Source organism: Flavobacterium anseongense (assembly GCF_021608185.1).
Lineage (GTDB): Bacteria > Bacteroidota > Bacteroidia > Flavobacteriales > Flavobacteriaceae > Flavobacterium > Flavobacterium anseongense.
Genome location: NZ_JAKIHN010000001.1, coordinates 232966 through 250971 on the forward strand (window position 1 = coordinate 232966; position 18006 = coordinate 250971).

General features: G+C 35.4%; 16 protein-coding genes. 5 read left to right on the forward strand and 11 right to left on the reverse strand.

The window, feature by feature from the left end:
• The first annotated feature begins 46 nt into the window (after positions 1-46).
• Positions 47-376, forward strand: coding sequence for a hypothetical protein (locus tag L1S35_RS01005; protein ID WP_236395854.1), 330 nt, complete (start codon positions 47-49; stop codon positions 374-376).
• A gap of 51 nt (positions 377-427) precedes the next feature.
• Here the strand turns inward: L1S35_RS01005 and hemL are convergent, their stop codons facing one another.
• The 5 genes from hemL to L1S35_RS01030 all read right to left on the reverse strand — a co-directional run bounded on the left by hemL (position 428) and on the right by L1S35_RS01030 (position 5937).
• Positions 428-1714, reverse strand: coding sequence for a glutamate-1-semialdehyde 2,1-aminomutase (gene hemL / locus L1S35_RS01010; RefSeq protein WP_236395855.1), 1287 nt, complete (start codon positions 1712-1714; stop codon positions 428-430).
• Between the two features lie 28 nt (positions 1715-1742).
• Positions 1743-2636, reverse strand: coding sequence for a glucosaminidase domain-containing protein (locus L1S35_RS01015; protein ID WP_236395856.1), 894 nt, complete (start codon positions 2634-2636; stop codon positions 1743-1745).
• Positions 2629-3522, reverse strand: a complete 894-nt coding sequence (locus L1S35_RS01020; protein ID WP_370641040.1) for a 1-aminocyclopropane-1-carboxylate deaminase/D-cysteine desulfhydrase — start codon at positions 3520-3522, stop codon at positions 2629-2631. The genes L1S35_RS01015 and L1S35_RS01020 overlap by 8 nt, the downstream gene beginning before the upstream one ends.
• Before the next feature lie 179 nt (positions 3523-3701).
• Entirely contained in the window at positions 3702-5528 is a 1827-nt protein-coding gene (locus L1S35_RS01025; protein ID WP_236395858.1) for a T9SS type A sorting domain-containing protein, read from the reverse strand.
• Between the two features lie 82 nt (positions 5529-5610).
• The gene (locus tag L1S35_RS01030; RefSeq protein ID WP_236395859.1) at positions 5611-5937 is read right to left on the reverse strand and encodes a hypothetical protein; all 327 of its coding nucleotides are present in this window, start codon (positions 5935-5937) and stop codon (positions 5611-5613) included.
• Between the two features lie 28 nt (positions 5938-5965).
• Between L1S35_RS01030 and L1S35_RS01035 the strand changes: the two genes are divergently transcribed.
• The 4 genes from L1S35_RS01035 to L1S35_RS01050 all read left to right on the forward strand — a co-directional run bounded on the left by L1S35_RS01035 (position 5966) and on the right by L1S35_RS01050 (position 10885).
• Positions 5966-6142: a C1orf53 family protein gene (locus L1S35_RS01035; protein WP_236395861.1), complete on the forward strand. Its 177-nt coding sequence runs from the start codon at positions 5966-5968 to the stop codon at positions 6140-6142.
• Positions 6143-6299: 157 nt separating this feature from the next.
• The gene (gene hutU, locus L1S35_RS01040; RefSeq protein WP_236395863.1) at positions 6300-8285 is read left to right on the forward strand and encodes a urocanate hydratase; all 1986 of its coding nucleotides are present in this window, start codon (positions 6300-6302) and stop codon (positions 8283-8285) included.
• Positions 8286-8349: 64 nt separating this feature from the next.
• On the forward strand, positions 8350-8901 hold the full coding sequence (locus tag L1S35_RS01045) for a DUF4136 domain-containing protein (RefSeq protein ID WP_236395864.1): 552 nt from the start codon (positions 8350-8352) through the stop codon (positions 8899-8901).
• Between the two features lie 226 nt (positions 8902-9127).
• Positions 9128-10885, forward strand: a complete 1758-nt coding sequence (locus L1S35_RS01050) for an aromatic amino acid hydroxylase (protein WP_236395865.1) — start codon at positions 9128-9130, stop codon at positions 10883-10885.
• Positions 10886-10887: 2 nt separating this feature from the next.
• Here L1S35_RS01050 and L1S35_RS01055 read toward each other — a convergent pair whose 3' ends face one another.
• The 6 genes from L1S35_RS01055 to L1S35_RS01080 form a co-directional block, all read right to left on the reverse strand.
• Entirely contained in the window at positions 10888-11535 is a 648-nt protein-coding gene (locus L1S35_RS01055; RefSeq protein ID WP_236395866.1) for a response regulator, read from the reverse strand.
• A gap of 241 nt (positions 11536-11776) precedes the next feature.
• Positions 11777-13735, reverse strand: coding sequence for a tetratricopeptide repeat-containing sensor histidine kinase (locus L1S35_RS01060; protein ID WP_236395867.1), 1959 nt, complete (start codon positions 13733-13735; stop codon positions 11777-11779).
• A 2-nt stretch (positions 13736-13737) separates the two neighbouring features.
• Complete coding sequence (locus tag L1S35_RS01065) at positions 13738-15633, reverse strand: tetratricopeptide repeat-containing sensor histidine kinase (protein WP_236395868.1); 1896 nt, start codon at positions 15631-15633, stop codon at positions 13738-13740.
• A 47-nt stretch (positions 15634-15680) separates the two neighbouring features.
• Positions 15681-15956, reverse strand: coding sequence for a hypothetical protein (locus L1S35_RS01070; protein ID WP_236395869.1), 276 nt, complete (start codon positions 15954-15956; stop codon positions 15681-15683).
• A 33-nt stretch (positions 15957-15989) separates the two neighbouring features.
• Positions 15990-16484, reverse strand: a complete 495-nt coding sequence (locus tag L1S35_RS01075; protein WP_236395870.1) for a hypothetical protein — start codon at positions 16482-16484, stop codon at positions 15990-15992.
• 83 nt (positions 16485-16567) lie between these two features.
• Positions 16568-17992: a hypothetical protein gene (locus L1S35_RS01080; RefSeq protein ID WP_236395871.1), complete on the reverse strand. Its 1425-nt coding sequence runs from the start codon at positions 17990-17992 to the stop codon at positions 16568-16570.
• Positions 17993-18006 lie beyond the last annotated feature (14 nt).

Here is an 18006-nt window from a genome sequence, read left to right on the forward strand (position 1 = left end):
AAAATAAGTTAGTTTTGAACTTATTAATTCAACTAAAATTTACACAATGAAAAAATTAATTGCTGCTTTAACATTGATGTTAGCATTCTCAATAAATGCAAATGCGCAAGACAAAGATGCACCTTCGGCATATGATCTAGGAAAAAAACAAGCTGCTGAGTTATCTGAATTTTTAGGATTAGACGAAACTCAAAATGAAAATTTCGCAAGACTTTTTGAACAAAAGATCACTATTCTTGATAACAAAAACTTAACTCAGGAAAGAAAAGATGAGTTTTCAAGAGTTATTGAATCAAAAATAAGAGGAACTTTAGATCCAAAACAAATGGATAAATTAGAAAAAAACACAGTGTTGTTTCAAAAACTAATACACTAATTTATTTTCATTAATAATAAAAAGGTCCCGATTTTATCGGGACCTTTTTATTTAAAGACTTTTTGAAACTTTATCAATAGCGGCTATAGTAAAATCTAAATCTTCATAGGTCAAAGCATCGGTAATAAACCAGGTTTCATAAGCTGAAGGTGCAATATAAACCCCTTCATTTAATAAGCCGTGGAAGAACTTTTTAAAGGTTTCGTTATCGCCGTTTTTTGCCGTGTTAAAATCATAAACAGGATTTGCATCAAAATGAACCGAAATCATGGAACCTACTCTATTGATAGTAAACACAATATTATTGGCCGTTAGCACTTTCTCAATTCCTTGGTGCAGATAAGCCGTCTTTTCCTCTAATCGTTTAAAAATATCAGCATCACTGTTTAATGTTTGAAGCATGGTAAATCCGGCTGCCATTGCCAATGGGTTTCCTGACAAAGTTCCAGCCTGATAAACCGGACCAAGTGGGGACAAATAATTCATGATTTCATTTCGGGCAGCAAAAGCGCCAACAGGTAAACCGCCTCCGATAACTTTACCAAAACAAACAATATCGGCTTTGACATCAAACAATTCCTGAACTCCTCCTTTTGCCAATCGGAAACCGGTCATTACTTCATCAAAAATCAATAAGGTATTGTTCTCGTCACAAAGTTGTCTTAACGATTGCAAAAAGCCTTCTCTTGGTGGCACACAACCCATATTTCCGGCAACAGGCTCAATAATAATAGCGGCGATTTCATTTTTATTGGCGTTGAATAATGCTTTTACATTTTCTAAATCATTAAATCCTGCAAGCAATGTGTCTTTTGCTGTTCCCTGAGTAACTCCGGGTGAATTTGGCGTTCCAAATGTACTAGCGCCACTTCCGGCCTGGATTAAAAAAGAATCCGAATGTCCGTGATAACAACCTGCAAATTTTATGATTTTATCTCTCTTGGTAAAACCTCTTGCCAAACGAATAGCACTCATGCAAGCTTCTGTTCCCGAGTTCACAAAACGGATTTTATCAATATTTGGCACCATCGAAACGGCTAGTTCCGCAATCTTTGTTTCTAATTCAGTTGGCATTCCAAATGATGTACCCTTTTTTGCTTTTTCTATAATGGCATCTACAACCGGTTGAAAAGCATGGCCTAAAATCATTGGTCCCCATGAATTGATATAGTCAATTAATCGGTTGTCGTCTTCATCGTAGAGATAAGCTCCTTTGGCACTTTTGGCAAAAATGGGTGTTCCGCCAACACCTTTAAAGGCTCTCACGGGCGAATTTACGCCACCTGGAATAACTTTTTCAGCTTCAGCAAATAACTGACTGCTTCTTTGATAAATCATATTTGAAATGTGGATTTTATATTTAAAATTATTTGACAATTACAGTTTGTCCGAGAGAAATAGTATTGTCTGTTAGGTTATTTTTCCTCTTCAATTCATCAATTGAAATATTGAATTTTTTTGAAATCGAATACAATGAATCGCCTTTGACAACTGTATATTTTTGAACATTACCATTATCGGCAATTGGCTTAGTCACAACCGGAACATACTCTTTTCCTAAAACCTCTGCATCAAATCGTCCCAATTGATACTTCTCGATTAAACCAATTAGTTTGTCCGGATATTTTGAATCGGTTGCATAACCAGCCGCTTTTAAGCCATAAGCCCAACTTCTGTAATCATCTTTTTGAAACTCAAACAACTCAGCATATCTTGGTCTGCTCGTTAAAAAATAAGAATGGTCTTTGAAAGATTCACTTGGTTGATTGTACTTTCGGAAACATTCATTCTCTTCATCATCCGTATATTTTATACTTGGCCCTGTCCATTCTTTATGGCATTTAATTCCAAAATGATTGTTTGCCTGAACGCTCAACGGACCTGTTCCTGCACCTGATTCTAATATGGCCTGACCTAAAGTAATACTGGCTGGAATTCCTGTTCTGACCATATTTTCTTTGGCAACGCTTTTATAATTTTCGATATAAGACAAAACCATTTCGGTAGTTACCTTAACTCTCGTAGTTGCCTCTAAAACTTCAGTAGCATTTGAATAATTGGGAACCGTTGGCGAATCTTTTTTAGTAATTGCCACAGGATTTTTCACTGTTGCCGGTCTGTAAATTGGCTTTCTGACTCTTTGCACAATCGGAGTTTCTGACTTTCTTGGATCGGGTTTTGTAGTTCTGACAACTGCGTGATTTGCGCTACATGAAACAACAAAAATCATTAGTAGTAGTAAAAGGGCTTTCTTAATCATAAACGTTAATTTGTAATTGGTTTTTTTGTTTTAATAAAATATTCATACCGGCTATACCTTGTAAACCGCCAGTATGGATAACCAGTATTTTTGAGTTCTCCGGAAAATAATTTTTATCAATTAAATCCATAACGCCAAACATCATTTTACCGGTGTAAATTGGATCTAATGGAACTTTATGTTTTTGATAAAACTCGTTAATAAAAACTATTAATTCATCCGAAACTTTGGCATAACCTGCAAAATGATAATCTTCAATTAAATTCCAGTTTGACTTGCGAACAAATTTACAAATATCTTCTCTTAAAAAGTCACCCTTTAATGCCGGAAAACCTAAAACTTGTTGACCATTTTTTGAACAATTTATCAGTCCCGAAATGGTGCCACCGGTCCCAACAGCGCAGCAAATATAATCGAACTTTTTATCGGTTTTTGTTAAAATTTCTTCGCATCCTTTTACCGCTAAATCATTGGTTCCGCCTTCCGGAATTAAATAAAAATCGCCAAATTTTTCTGTTAGTTGTTGAATGAATTCCGGGTTACTTTTTTCTCTGTAAATTGATCTGCCCACGAACTCAAATACCATTCCGAAATCTTGGGCTTTTTGCAAAGTTGGGTTTTCAGAAATTTTATCTTGCAGTTCTTCTCCGCGAATTATTCCTATAGTTTTAAATCCCTGCTCTTTTCCTGCAGCAGCTACTGCCAAAATATGATTTGAAAAAGCGCCTCCAAAAGTCAAAAGTGTTTGTTTACTTTCGCTTTTGGCTTGAGCCAGATTGTACTTTAATTTTCTGAATTTATTTCCTGAAATACGAGGATGAAGTAAGTCTTCCCGTTTTATATAAAGCGAGACATTCGTATTTTCTAAATGGATTTTTTGATTGATACTTTCCAAAAAAAATATTTTTCCAAAAGTAGTTTATTGTGGCAATATGAAGACTAAAAATTTTATCACCTGCTTGTTTTATTAACTAGCTACTGAAAATACCTGAATGCCACTGGCAGTCCTCCTCTTAATATCAAACATAAAAAAAAGCGATTATAAATCGCTTTTTTAAAATACTATTAATTAGATGATACTATAATTTTTTGGCCACTACTTTTTCCATCGCTAGTCTGCGTTTTAACTAAATAAATCCCGTCGCTCAAAGAAGCTGTAGAAAATTCATAACTGCTTGCAGAACCTAAATCTACTTTGTTAAATAACAATTTACCTGTTATATCAAACAGTGTAACCGACTTGATTTCTAAAGAATTAGGATTAGAAACGGTCAATAATTGATTGGCATTGTTTTGAAAAACAATTATATTTTCTCTTGTTGGATTAGAAACCGACAAGGCATCGTTTCTAAATGTAATTTCAAATCGATCGCTATGCGTTCCTTCCGGTAAAACAAATTCATATTCAGCATTTTTTATATCGTGATATAAATCAGTTACTTTATCGTATAAATAAATGTTCTCCGCTTGATCAAAATTTATGATTTCTGCCACAGTAATCTTGAAAGAAGCATTATTGGTAGCTTTAAAAGTCACCGGTAATCTTTTGTTTTCATCAAATTGAATTACTGAAATGACATAGTCTTTCTCATTTAATAAAAAATTCATATCCAATGTTGTGTTATCAGGGTTTTCCGCATCTTTTGCATGATCAACACCATCTGTAGCTTCACTATCAAAAGCCAAAACAACTTGCTTAATCGCCTGACTATTTAATAAGGTATTAAACCTAATCTGAGGCACTTCCGCTGTTGAAACTGTGGTATAATCAAAACCTGAAACTGACATGATAGCTGGTAAGAAACCGCCATTATCATTTTCAGTGCGCGAATCAGGTAAGTTTCTTTCAAAAACTGAAGTTGAAACATTTTCTTTCTGAAAGACTCTATACGAATTTTTCATAGTAACGGTTGTTCCGGAAGCATTACCCTTAATCATAAACCCCTGTCCTACCGGACAAAACATTCTTGCATAACTATTGTTCGGAGAAGACTCTGTTAACGGCAATAGATTTCCTGATATGTCATAAGAATAAAATTTCGCAGGAACATATATTCCGGTTCCTCCTCTTGAAACTGGAGAAAATGTTCCATAACCACCTCTATAGGCTAGTAAGGCATGGGAAGCTACCGTTTTATCATGCTCCCAAAAATAAGCAATACCAGTGCTATTAGTTGCATCAGTTAAAAACGCTGACAAATCAATGGCAGAAGGATAAGGATTCCCTGTTAAAGTAAAATTATCATTAGCTACTGTAATGGTTATATCACCATCATTTGGTTTCCCTCTAAAGTCATAGCGTTGTTTACTACCCGGATTATTTACAGCAGTTTCTCCAACATCCGTTGCATCAGAACCACTGGTTCCTTTCATGGTAAATCCTTGACCGGCAGCTATATTTGATGTACTATAAGAATGTGACCAACCCGCATAATCAGGCATCGCTAAAAATCTAAAAATCCAATAATTAGATATTGTCAGTGCTCCTGCAGCGGAAGATCCATTATAACCGGTTGTAATTGTAGCCGCAGTACTTGCTGCATTTGTCGTTGGTACATGTAACATGGTTATTCCAAAATTTTCGTTACCAACACCGGAAGATGCATTTCCTACCGGTGAACACCAATAGTTGTAAGCATAATTGTTAGAGGTTCCTTCCTGAAAAACCGATAATTTGCCTGCACCGGTATTGGTAGAGGTTGTTGCTGTCCCTTGTATAAACTGACCTTCATTTCTCAAATAGAAATTACTGTTGGTATCGAGTTCTAAGTTGCCTTTTGCGAAAATTACAGCTCCTTTGTCAAAAATATAGCTGCCATTCTTCACGTACAACTGTCCAACAACTGAGTTTACGAAAAATAAAACGCTAAGTGTAAATAAAGTTGTTTTCATTGTTAAATGTTTAATTTCCAAATATACAAAAATATCTTTTCAAAATCATAACACATTGATTACATTTAATTTGTAATCCACATCAAATAAATTTCAAAAAACTCCAAAAAGTCCTTTGCTTTAAATAATCCAGTTGCTTTTCATTTGCATAAGCTTCCTTTTCAAAGGAGATGTTTCTGTAAGCGCTATCCCTGTCTTTACTGATAATCCATCTAACCAAAAACTCAATTCCATACCAAATAAAAAAAGGCAAAACCAACAACTCAATCTGCTGGCGAATATGAATCTTCTCATGGTTAACCAAAATCAAATTTTGCTTTAAATCATGCTCAGAAACAACAATAAACGGAAACAAAGTTATCCCTCGAAAACCTTTTGGAATTAAATATTTCGAAACGATTACAACCATTTTAGTTTAATGCTTTAAATTTGCAGCTATGAACGAGCAAAATAATGAAAATAATTTAATCGAAGGCGAAGATTTCTATTTCACACCCGAAGGTTATAAATGTTTCACCGAAAAATACCATCTTAAGCGTGGCTATTGCTGCCGAAGTGGTTGCCGTCATTGTCCATACGGATTCGATAAAAAAACAGGAACTATAAAAAAGTAAACAGTGATTAGTCACAGTATTCAGTAAATAAATTAGGGCGTTACCTCGTCTCGTTCAAAAACGAGCCGAGGTCGGGCTTTCCGCAGTACATGGTACTTGCTGCAATCCCTAACGCAAAACAAAAAACTCAGTAACTTAGAACCTCAGCAACTACAAAATGACTTTTCAGGAACAAATACAACAAGGAATTCCATCAATTCTACCCAATCCAAAACCCTACGAAACGGATATCAATCATGCACCTAAGCGAAAAGAAATCCTTTCGGATGAAGAAAAAAAACTAGCGTTAAAAAATGCCTTGCGTTATTTCGAACCGCAACATCATGCCACGCTTCTTCCCGAATTCAAAGAAGAATTAGAAAAATACGGACGCATCTACATGTATCGTTTTCGTCCGGATTACAAAATGTATGCACGTCCCATTTCAGAATATCCCGGAAAATCAGAACAGGCAAAAGCTATCATGCTGATGATTCAAAACAATTTGGATTATGCTGTGGCACAACATCCGCACGAACTAATTACGTATGGCGGAAATGGAGCGGTTTTTCAAAACTGGGCGCAGTATCTGCTTACAATGAAATACCTTTCCGAAATGACCGACGAACAAACATTAACAATGTATTCCGGTCATCCAATGGGATTATATCCTTCGCATAAAGATGCGCCAAGAGTTGTGGTCACTAACGGAATGGTAATTCCAAATTACTCACAACCTGATGACTGGGAAAAAATGAACGCATTAGGTGTTTCCCAATACGGACAAATGACCGCCGGAAGTTATATGTACATTGGTCCGCAAGGCATAGTACACGGAACAACAATAACCGTTTTAAACGGATTCAGAAAAATTAAAAAAACACCAAAAGGCGGCTTATTCGTGACTTCAGGACTTGGCGGAATGTCGGGCGCACAGCCAAAAGCAGGAAATATTGCCGGTTGTGTCACGGTTTGTGCAGAGGTCAATCCAAAAATAACACACATTCGCCACTCACAAGGCTGGATTAATGAGATCATTGAAAACATAGAGGAATTAGTTCCGAGAGTAAAAAAAGCGCTTCACGACAAGGAAACGGTTTCTATCGCTTACCTCGGAAACATAGTAGATGTTTGGGAACGATTTGATCAGGAAAACTTGCATATCGATTTAGGTTCCGACCAAACTTCATTACACAATCCTTGGGCTGGCGGTTATTATCCGGTTGGAATTTCTTTTGAAGATGCCAACGAAATGATGGCAAACAATCCTGCCAAATTCAAAGAAGAAGTTCAGAACACTTTACGCCGTCACGCCAAAGCCATTAACAAACACACTGCAAAAGGAACCTATTTCTTTGATTACGGAAATGCTTTTCTGTTAGAAGCTTCCCGTGCCGGTGCTGATGTTATGGCTGAAAATCCAACTTTAGGACGCGAGTTTAAATATCCAAGCTACGTTCAGGATATCATGGGACCAATGTGTTTTGATTACGGCTTTGGACCTTTCCGTTGGGTTTGTGCTTCCGGAAATCCGGAAGATTTAGCTAAAACCGATAAAATTGCCTGCGATATTTTAGAAGAAATGATGAAAAATTCTCCTTCCGAAATCAAACAGCAAATGGCCGATAACATCCAATGGATAAAAGGCGCACAGGAAAATAAATTAGTAGTGGGTTCACAAGCCCGAATCTTATATGCAGATGCCGAAGGAAGAATCAAAATTGCTGAAGCATTCAATCAGACGATTGCCCGTGGCGAAATTGGTTATGTAATTTTAGGCCGCGATCATCATGACGTTTCCGGAACTGATTCTCCTTATAGAGAAACTTCAAATATTTATGATGGTTCCCGATTTACTGCCGATATGGCAATTCATAATGTGATTGGTGACAGCTTCCGTGGTGCTACCTGGGTTTCTATTCACAATGGAGGCGGTGTTGGCTGGGGCGAAGTTATTAATGGTGGATTCGGTATGGTTCTTGATGGTTCTACTGACGCGTCAAGACGCTTAGAATCAATGCTTTTTTGGGATGTAAATAACGGAATATCAAGAAGAAACTGGGCGCGAAATGAAGGGGCAATTTTTGCAATAAAAAGAGCCATGGAAACGCAACCATTATTAAAAGTTACCATCCCTAACGTAGTGGATGATTCGTTGTTTTAGTTTGGAATTAAAGTTTCTGATTCTAAGCTAAACTTTGATTTAGAAAACTTAAATTTTAATAGCTATGAAGACACTTAAATTTTTACCGTTACTCCTACTCTTTATCGTTTCATCATGCTCTTCTGTTAGTGTGAACTATGATTATGACAAAAAAGTAGATTTTTCACCTTACAAGACTTTTGCATTTCACAAAGCGGGAATTGACAAAGCCGAGATTTCCGATTTAGATAAGAAAAGAATTCTTCACTCTATAGATGAAGTAATGACTTCGAAAGGATTTGCAAAAAATGATAATCCCGATTTACTGATTGCTTTTTTTACTAAAGAAAGAGAGCAGGTTAACGTAAACCAATTTAATGTTGGTTGGGGTTATGGCTGGGGCTGGGGCTGGGGCTGGGGCTGGGGTTGGAATCCTTATTTGTGGGGAGGGAACTCATCAGTTTCAAGACATACCGAAGGCACTTTGTATATCGACATTATTGATGCCAAGAAAAAAGAACTGATATGGCAAGGTGAAGGTCAAGGTGTTTTGACAAAAGACACCAATAAAAAAGATGAAGTAATTAAAGAGTTTGTAACTAAAATTTTAGAACAATATCCGCCGAAGAAGAAGTAAGCAGTCTTCAGTCGCAGTTGGCAGATTAAAAAATAAAACAGAAACCGCAATAGTAATGTTGCGGTTTTTTTAGCCCGGATAGGAACGGCATCCTTTTTCTTTGCAAAAGAAAAAGATATAGTGGATAGCCGGAAATTGCTCCTAAAAAAACATACGTTTTAGATAATTTATAACACTTCTTTGATTTAAGATTTGTAATTTTACCACAACTACTACAACAAAATTTATGGAAACAGCATTTGAAAGCAACCCTTTGATTGACAGATTACCTAAGCATTTAAAACAGTTCATCAAACCTCAGGATTATTCGGATTATACTCCGATTAACCAAGCAGTTTGGCGTTATGTGATGCGTAAAAATGTTGATTATCTTTCAAAAGTTGCTCATAATTCCTATTTAGATGGTTTGAAAAAGACCGGTTTGGAAGTTGACAATATTCCGAATATGTATGGTATGAATCGAATTCTGAAAGAAATTGGCTGGGCTGCCGTTGCCGTTGATGGTTTTATTCCGCCGAATGCTTTTATGGAGTTTCAGGCGTATAATGTGCTTGTAATTGCTTCCGATATTCGTCAGTTAGAACATATTGAATATACACCGGCACCCGATATTATTCATGAAGGCGCAGGTCACGCTCCTATTATTGCCAATCCGGAATATGCTGAGTATTTACGCCGCTTTGGTGAAATTGGCTGCAAAGCGATATCCTCTTCGCGTGATTATGAAATGTATGAAGCGGTGCGTTTACTTTCAATTATCAAAGAAGCTGAAGGAACACCTCAAGCCGAAATTGATGCCGCTGCAGCGCGAGTAGATTTTCTTCAAAACAATATGGGTGAATTATCCGAAATGGCGCGTATTCGAAACCTACATTGGTGGACCGTGGAATATGGCTTGATTGGAACCGTGGAAAACCCAAAAATATACGGCGCCGGATTATTGTCATCCATAGGCGAAAGCGCTTGGTGCATGACCGATGAAGTGAAGAAAATTCCATATGATATTTCGGCTGCTGACCAAAGTTTTGACATAACAAAACCGCAACCTCAGCTTTATGTAACTCCCGATTTTGCGCATTTGAGTCTGGTTTTAGAAGAATTTGCGAATACTATGGCATTGCGAACCGGTGGTTTATCGGGTTTGAAAAAATTAATACAATCAAATGCTTTAGGAACAATTGAATTGAGTACAGGCATTCAGATTTCGGGTGTTTTTACTAATGTGATTGAGGAGGAAGGAAAACCGGTTTATATTCAAACAACAGGAAAAACAGCTTTGTCTTATCGTGAAAAAGAATTGGTTGGTCACGGAACACAATATCATGCCGAAGGTTTTGGTTCACCAATCGGAAAGCTAAAAGGAATTAACCTGGCTATTGAAGACATGAGTCCGAGAGATTTGAGAGCTTATGATATTTATGAAGCGGAATCGGTAACGCTTGAGTTTGAAGGAAACATTACAGTAACCGGAGAAATCATTACGGGTTCAAGAAATCTACAGGGAGAAATCATAATCATTAGTTTTAAAAACTGTACCGTTACACATAATGACACCATATTATTCCAACCGGAATGGGGAATTTACGATATGGCTGTTGGCAAAAAAGTGATTTCTGCATTTTCAGGTCCGGCCGATGTGAATAGTTTTGATATGATTAATCATGTTCCGTCAAGTCAAACTATAAAGGCAAAAAAATCATCTGAAAGAGCAGAATTAGAAGTGCTGTACGCTAACGTTAGAAATCATCGAGAAGGAAAACCTACTCAAATAACTTTAAAAGAAGCCTTTGCTGCGGTTAGCGCAAATCATCCAAATGATTGGCTTCTTTCTCTTGAAATTGCTGAATTAGCTGTTAAAGAAAACAATCACGATTTCTTTGAAAAAATAATAAACCATCTCGAAAAAGTAAAACAAAATCGCCCCGAAATTGCTCATTTGATTAGTGGTGGGTTGGAGCTTTTTATGAAAAAAGAAGCCGTTTAATTTTAAATCAAATTATTATTCTTAGCTTTTTGAATGGCTTCCAATTTATTGTGCACCTGAAGTTTGTTGTAGATATTCTCAATGTGTTTCCGAACTGTAGAAGGCGAAAGAAAAAGATTTTCGGCAATGATATTGTAATTCAATCCTTTGCTTAATTGTTCCAAAACCTCAATTTCCCTAGTTGTTAATTTGATTTCTTCGTCACATTTTTGTTCAAAATCAATTGGATTTCGCAGGAGTTTCAAGGTTTTTAATGCTATTGACGGATTCATCGCTGCGCCACCGTTTATCGTTTCGATTATTCCCTGATGCAATTCTTTTGGATTAACCTCTTTTAGCAAATAACCATCTGCGCCGGCTTTTATCGCATTAAAAATATTTTCATCATTATCAAAAACGGTCAGCATGATGATTTTGATTTGCGGGTATTTTGTTTTGATGATTTGCGTAGCTTCTATACCATTGCAGTTTGGCATTTCGATATCCATCAGAATTAAATCGATGTTTTTGTTTTGCTCTAATTTTTGCTGAATTTCATTCCCGTCTATAGCGGTGAACTTTAAAACCAAATCGTCAAAAAACGAAAGCTTTTCTGCTACTGCCTTTTGCAAAAAAACATTATCGTCTACTATGGCTATTCTTATTGACATACTTAATGGAATTATAAAGCAAATTAGGTTATTTTTCTTAGGTAACAAACTGATTTAAAAAAAGTCCTTTTCAAACGTGTGATTTAGCTTGAACAAACCACAGAATGAAAAGGACAACAATAAAAACAACCTAAGTTATTTTATAATTATATCAATACCACTTGATAAAACAAATTTGATGACATAATTTGACAAAAAAAATACGGCATCTGCCGTATTTAAATTAGTTTCACCTTTCCGGTTATGCTTTTTTGCTCTTTACTTTTAGTATTATTTCGGTTCCGGTTTTTGGATTTGTAATGAATTCTATTTCGCCGCCAATATCCTGAATTCGTTTTTTCATATTGTTTATTCCGTTGCCCAATTCAATTTTATCTGCATCGAATCCTTTTCCGTTGTCTTTAATCACTATAATCAAAACGTCATTTTTTGATTTAATATCAATTTTTATGTTACTGGCTTCGGCATATTTAATGCTGTTATTTACCGCTTCCTGAATCGTTCGGTAAATGTTCATTCCTTCGATTGAACTATATTTAATTTCTTTTAAATCGTCTTCAATTTGAAACGAAAACTGAATGTTTTCTTTGGCTTCTTTGGCTTTATCGATAAAATTGTGAATTCTTGTCTGCAAATCTTCTAGCGAAATTTCACTGCTGTTCATAGCCCAAATCGTGTCCCGAAGTTCTATTATGGTTGACTTAGCGAAATTACTAATGTTCGAAATTTTAGTGTCTAACTTTGTGTTTTGTATCTCAAAAGCATATTTAATATTATCGACAGATGAAATAATAAACGTAAGTTGCGAGCCAATATTATCGTGTAAATCTCTGGATATTTGGAGTCGCTGTTCCTGCAATTTGTTTTGTGTTTCGATTTTGGAAATTGCCGATTTAAGTTCAAATTCCTGTTCCTGCTGTTTGTTTTTGAGTCGCTGTTGGCGATATACTAAATAAATTATTATCAACAACGCTAAAGAAATCAAACCTAAAATAAGAAACTGGGTTTCCTTTTTCTTTATTTCTAATTCACCAATAGCTATTTCGGCTTTTGATTTTTGGAGCAGTTTTTCTTTTTTCTCCGTTTGGTATTTTGTTTCGAGTTCAGCTGTTTGCTTAACCGTATTATCTACAAGCAATTGTTCATTTACCACTGCCCATTTATTCACATAAAAACTAACACTGTCAGGCTGATTCAGGTTAGAACAAACGATGATTAATGAGTTATAATTAAGCTGCAATTTATCCTTGAGATCTTCTTTTTCATATATTTTCTTGGTGGATAATAACAAACTTTTTGCGTTAGCATATTTTTTAGCTTCTATGAATTCCTTGGCCAAATTAAAATCAAAATTGGCTTTATCTAAATTTGAATTTAATGCTTCTCGTGCCTTTTCAGATTTCTGATAAAGAGCTAAGGCATCTTTAGATTTTTTTTGCTCTGCTTTGATAGTGGCGATGTTATTAAATCCGCTTGAAATTCCTTTTTGATTCCCAACGGCTGTACATGCTTTAACGCTTTTGTTATAGTAATTTAAAGCATTCAGCGTATCATTCATCTGAAGATAAACATTGCCCAAATTCAAACAGGAAACACACAACTCTTCGGTAAAATTGTTTTTCTCCTGATACTTTACAACATCACTTATGTATTGTCGTGCTTTTGGATAATTCTTTAGCTTAAGCAGAATTAACCCAATATTGCCTTTTGTTATACTACTGTTTTTCTCGTCTTTTATACTTTCGAAATAATTTAACGCTTCTAAAAACGAAGTCATCGCCTCTTTATAATGCTGCGTTTTTTCATAAATGTTGGCCAAATTATTATTGATTTTTGCCAAACCTCTGTTGTCCTTTCTGAGTTTTCTGATTTTATAAGCCCTGAGGTAATTTGTTTTGGAGTTTTGAAAATCACCTTTCATAAAATAGACCGCGCCAATATCGCTATACACTTGAGCCAACAAAGTTGAATCGGCTAATTTTACGGATTCCTGAATAGCCTTTCCACCATAATGCAAAGCCGAATCGGTGGCGACTTTTGAATAATACCAAGTTAAATCGGAATAAATAACAGCTGTTCTTTTGGCATCGGGATTATTCTTTAATTCTTTTTTTAAATTGTCGATTAAATCCTGGGCATTTTGAGCAAAACCAATGTTAAATCCCAGTAAGCAAAACAATAATCCTACTATTCTTTTCATGTTTATTTTTTAAAAGACAAATTTATTTTGGTTCCGTTATCGTTGCTTTGCAGTTCAAACTTTCCGCCAATTTCTTCAATTCTTTTTTGCATATTGGTTAATCCGTAGCCGCTTTCTACAGCTGCCTTATCAAACCCTTTTCCGTCATCACGGATAGTAATTTTGATAGCCTCATCCTCTTGTTTTGCATCGATATTGATTTTTTTAGCATTGGCGTATTTGATGCTGTTATTAATGGCTTCCTGAATGGTTCGGTAAATGTTCATGCCTTCGATTGAAGTGAATTTCATTTCTTTTAAATTGTCATCGATATGAAATGAAAACTGTATTTCTTCTTTAGCTTCTTTTGCCTTATCGATGAAATTGTGGATTCTTGTTTGTAAATCTTCCAATGAAATTTCACTGTTATTCATAGCCCAAATCGTATCGCGAAGTTCTACTATTGTTGACTTGGCAAAATTGCTGATGCTGGAAAGTTTATTGTCGAGTTTCGAATTTTTGAGTTCAAAAGCATATTTAATATTATCGACAGATGAAATTATAAACGTAAGCTGCGATCCAATATTATCATGCAAATCTCTCGATATTTGAAGTCGCTGTTCCTGCAATTTACTTTGTGTTTCGATTTTGACGATGGCTGATTTGAGTTCAAATTCCTGTTGCTGCTGTTTGTTTTTTAGTTTTTGTTGGCGATAAACTAAATAAATTATTATTAGCAGGGCTAATGAAATCAACCCTAAAATGAGAAACTGAGTATTCTTGTTTTTGATTTCTAATTCGCGGGTTGCTATTTCAGCTTTTGACTTTTGAAGCAGTTTTTCTTTCTTTTCATTTTGGTATTTTGCTTCGAGTTCTGAAAATGTCTTGGCCCGGTCGCTATCAAAAACAGAATCCCGGATTCTTATATAATTCTCCTGATCCTGAACTGTTTTTTCGAGATTGTTTCTTTTCTTGTTAAAGAGACTTCGGCTCATATAAAAATCGCGAAGCTTTTCGGCGCTCATACTTTTTTTAGCTGCGTCCTGAGCAATGGCAAACATTTTTTCAGCCTTAGTGAAATCATCTGTTTCGTAGGCAATTCTTGCTAAATTGGTATAACAGGTTGCTAAGTCATAATAATATGACGCATCCTTTTTCCCGCCGCTATTTTTAAAATTCACTTCATTAATGGCAATCGAAGATTTTATCCATCGCTCTGCTTCTTTGTATTTTTTTTGTTTTAATAAAGTGTTTCCAATATTGTTATAAGTATCCGGAACCCCAAGTGTGTCTTTTCCTTTGAAATATTTAAAGACTTTTTTGTGGTAATATAATGCACTGTCCGGTTTATTCCAATCATCATAATTTATTGCAATCGCATTTAAAGCAGTCCAAATACTTTTGTTGCTGGCGTTTTTTCTTTTCAGAGCATTATTGAGTGCTTTTTTTCCGTAGTAAATTCCCTTTTTAAAGCTTTCAAAATCATGATAATTTAATGCCAAATTGGTGTACCAATGACCAACCCAATTTTCCTTATTTTCTTTTTCGGCCAATTTTAATCCGTTAAGACAATAACTGATTGCTTTTTCGTAACGACCTTCTTTGTTGTAAACTTTGGCAATATTATTATATACGGTCATCAGTGAATTAAAATCACCCCCATTTTCCAGAAGTTGTATGGCTTTTTCACCATAAACCAACGCGCTGTCGAGTTTGTTAAAATCGTTACAGCGCGCATTTTTACAGAAATAATATTGGGCTTCATCCGCTTTGGTCTTAATGCTTTTCTTGGCAACTTTGAAGTAGTAATCGGAGGAATCTTTTGATTGATAGGCTTTGATTAATATCTTCTGGATATCTTGAGAAAATCCGTTGGAGAAACAGAATAAAGTGAAGAATAAAATATAATTTTTGGCCATTTGAAGAAATTATAGGATAAATATATTAAAAATGTTAATTAACACTTTCATTTTCCCGGATATAAATCTTCAATCAGACTGAGATTTAGCTCATAAATCTCTTTATTAAGTTTTGAATTGATATCGTTTAATTTTTGTTTCAATTCTGCCGACAATTGCAACTGGCTGTTTTGAAGTTTTTGTTCATCACTTAATTGCACTATAAAATCTTCCAACACTTTTATTTTGGAGTGGTATTTCAATCGGTCAGCCTGAATCTTATTCAGCAAATAAATAATTATCGCTAAAAACAGAAACGTTATGAGTATCAAAGTATTTGTCATTGAGGGTAATTCAAACAATTAAATTATTTGTTTTTATTGATGTGTAATAGCGTTAACATTTAAATTCCCATCGGTAATTGTCTTTGCAACGGTTGAATTATCACCTGTAAAATTAAAGGTGGCAACTATTTTATTGTTGATAGTATCACAAGTAGTAACATTTATAGTTCCGGCTGTAGAATGATAATAATCACCCGGATAACTCGCTCCGTTATTGGTTATAAAAGTCAACCACGAAGTAGTCATATCAAAAGATTGCTGTGCTGTGAAATTTCCTGTTTTGGCCGGAAAATGAAATTCTAAAATTTGAGTTGTGCCATCAAACCCATATACGTCGATATATCTTCCGCCTGCTACTACATTGGTATATAATGTTGCTTCCAAATTTGTTGCGGTTGTAGTGGTTCCGTCAACTTTAAAATTAATTCCGTTTGAACCCGAACTTCCACCACTACTGTCGCTGCTGCAAGAGGTTAAAACTGCTGCCAAAGCAACTAATGCAAATCCAAAATTTTTAAGTGTCTTCATGATTATAAAATTTAAAGTTATATAAGACAAATTTGTACATTATATCACTTTGAATCAATACGACAACTGCCGTATTCTGTAGCTTACTGCTTTAATAAACTGCTTTTAGAAATTGGAATTGATTTTAAAACATTGCCTCCATCAGCATAGGAAATGAAGTATAAAATTTCATTTTTTTCATCATAAAATGGCAAACCTTCAAACTCTACTGTGTTTATTTTACTGCCAAGGTTTATAGGTTCTGACCAGTTTTTCCATGTCTCATCCAATCGATAAGAAACATATAAGTCAAAATTTCCATAGCCACTAAATCCGTTACTACTGAATAGTAATGTCTTTTGATCAGAAAGCAATTGTGCCATATCTTCATCGGTAGCTGAATTGATTACCTTACCCATATTTTGCAAAAGACCATAGGTACCGTCTTCTTTTTGCTGTGCAAAATATAAATCTTTCCCACCTTGTGTGAAATCCGTTTCTAAACCCATAATAAGGACTTTCCTATCAGCCGTCATTGTAGCGTCTGATGTGTCTTCATAGTTATTATAGGCAGAGACTTTTACCGGCCCAACCGCTTCATAAGTAGCATTCTTGGTTGAAAAGACTTCATAGCCTGTCTCATTAGATCCATTGGTATACTTGCTCCCTCCTTTTAAAAGAAAATCAGCACCAACATATTCTATATAATTATATGTAATTCCCGTATTTAAATCGGTTTCTAAGGTCTTATTCCCCCAGCTGCCATCTGTTTTTTTTGTAAAAGAATAAATCAAATCTCTGTCATCGGCTATTGCTGTGACATACATTTTCTTACCATCTTTAGTTAATGTTGGATTTGTCGGTGTTATCCCATCTAAATTGACTATGGTTGACTGACCCAGTTTCTCGAAAGATTCGTTTGTATTTATTTTAGCCTCAAGCGGTGTTTCTGAATCTGAAATTCCAATGGCATCAATTTGCTTTTGTCCGGGTAGTAAAGCAAAATTAAATTCTACTCTAACGGCAACAACGCCAGAAACGGCATTTTCAAGGATTGCATTTTCAACTCCCGGATTCAGAACATCTGGTGCTTCCTGCACTTTTCTTCTCTTTCGTTTGAAATAATAAGCATGATCTGCCGGAATGGTTGCCTTAAAAGTTGGTGTTTTATAATCTTTTTTTCGGGACCAAACCGTTTCGTATTTCCCCGAACCGGTATCAACTCCGATTCTTACCACGCAACCTGCATTTAAGTTTTCAAAAACCGCTACTTGTTTTACCGTTTGAGGTTTTTCAAAGCTTACTTCTACCCACTCATAACCATCGAGTGCTTTCTTTGGTGTCCAGGCATTTGGACTGCTGCCTGCTTGTGGAAAAGCATCGGGTTTTCCTAATATTCTTTTTATTCCAAATTGTTTTCCACCTAAATCTGAGGAAAATTTTATCAGTTTATTAGCCCATTGCACTTGTTGCGCATTCACAGAAAAAAGAAAAAAGAAAAAAGAAAAAAGACTAAAAAATGTTTTCATAGTGCTACAATTAA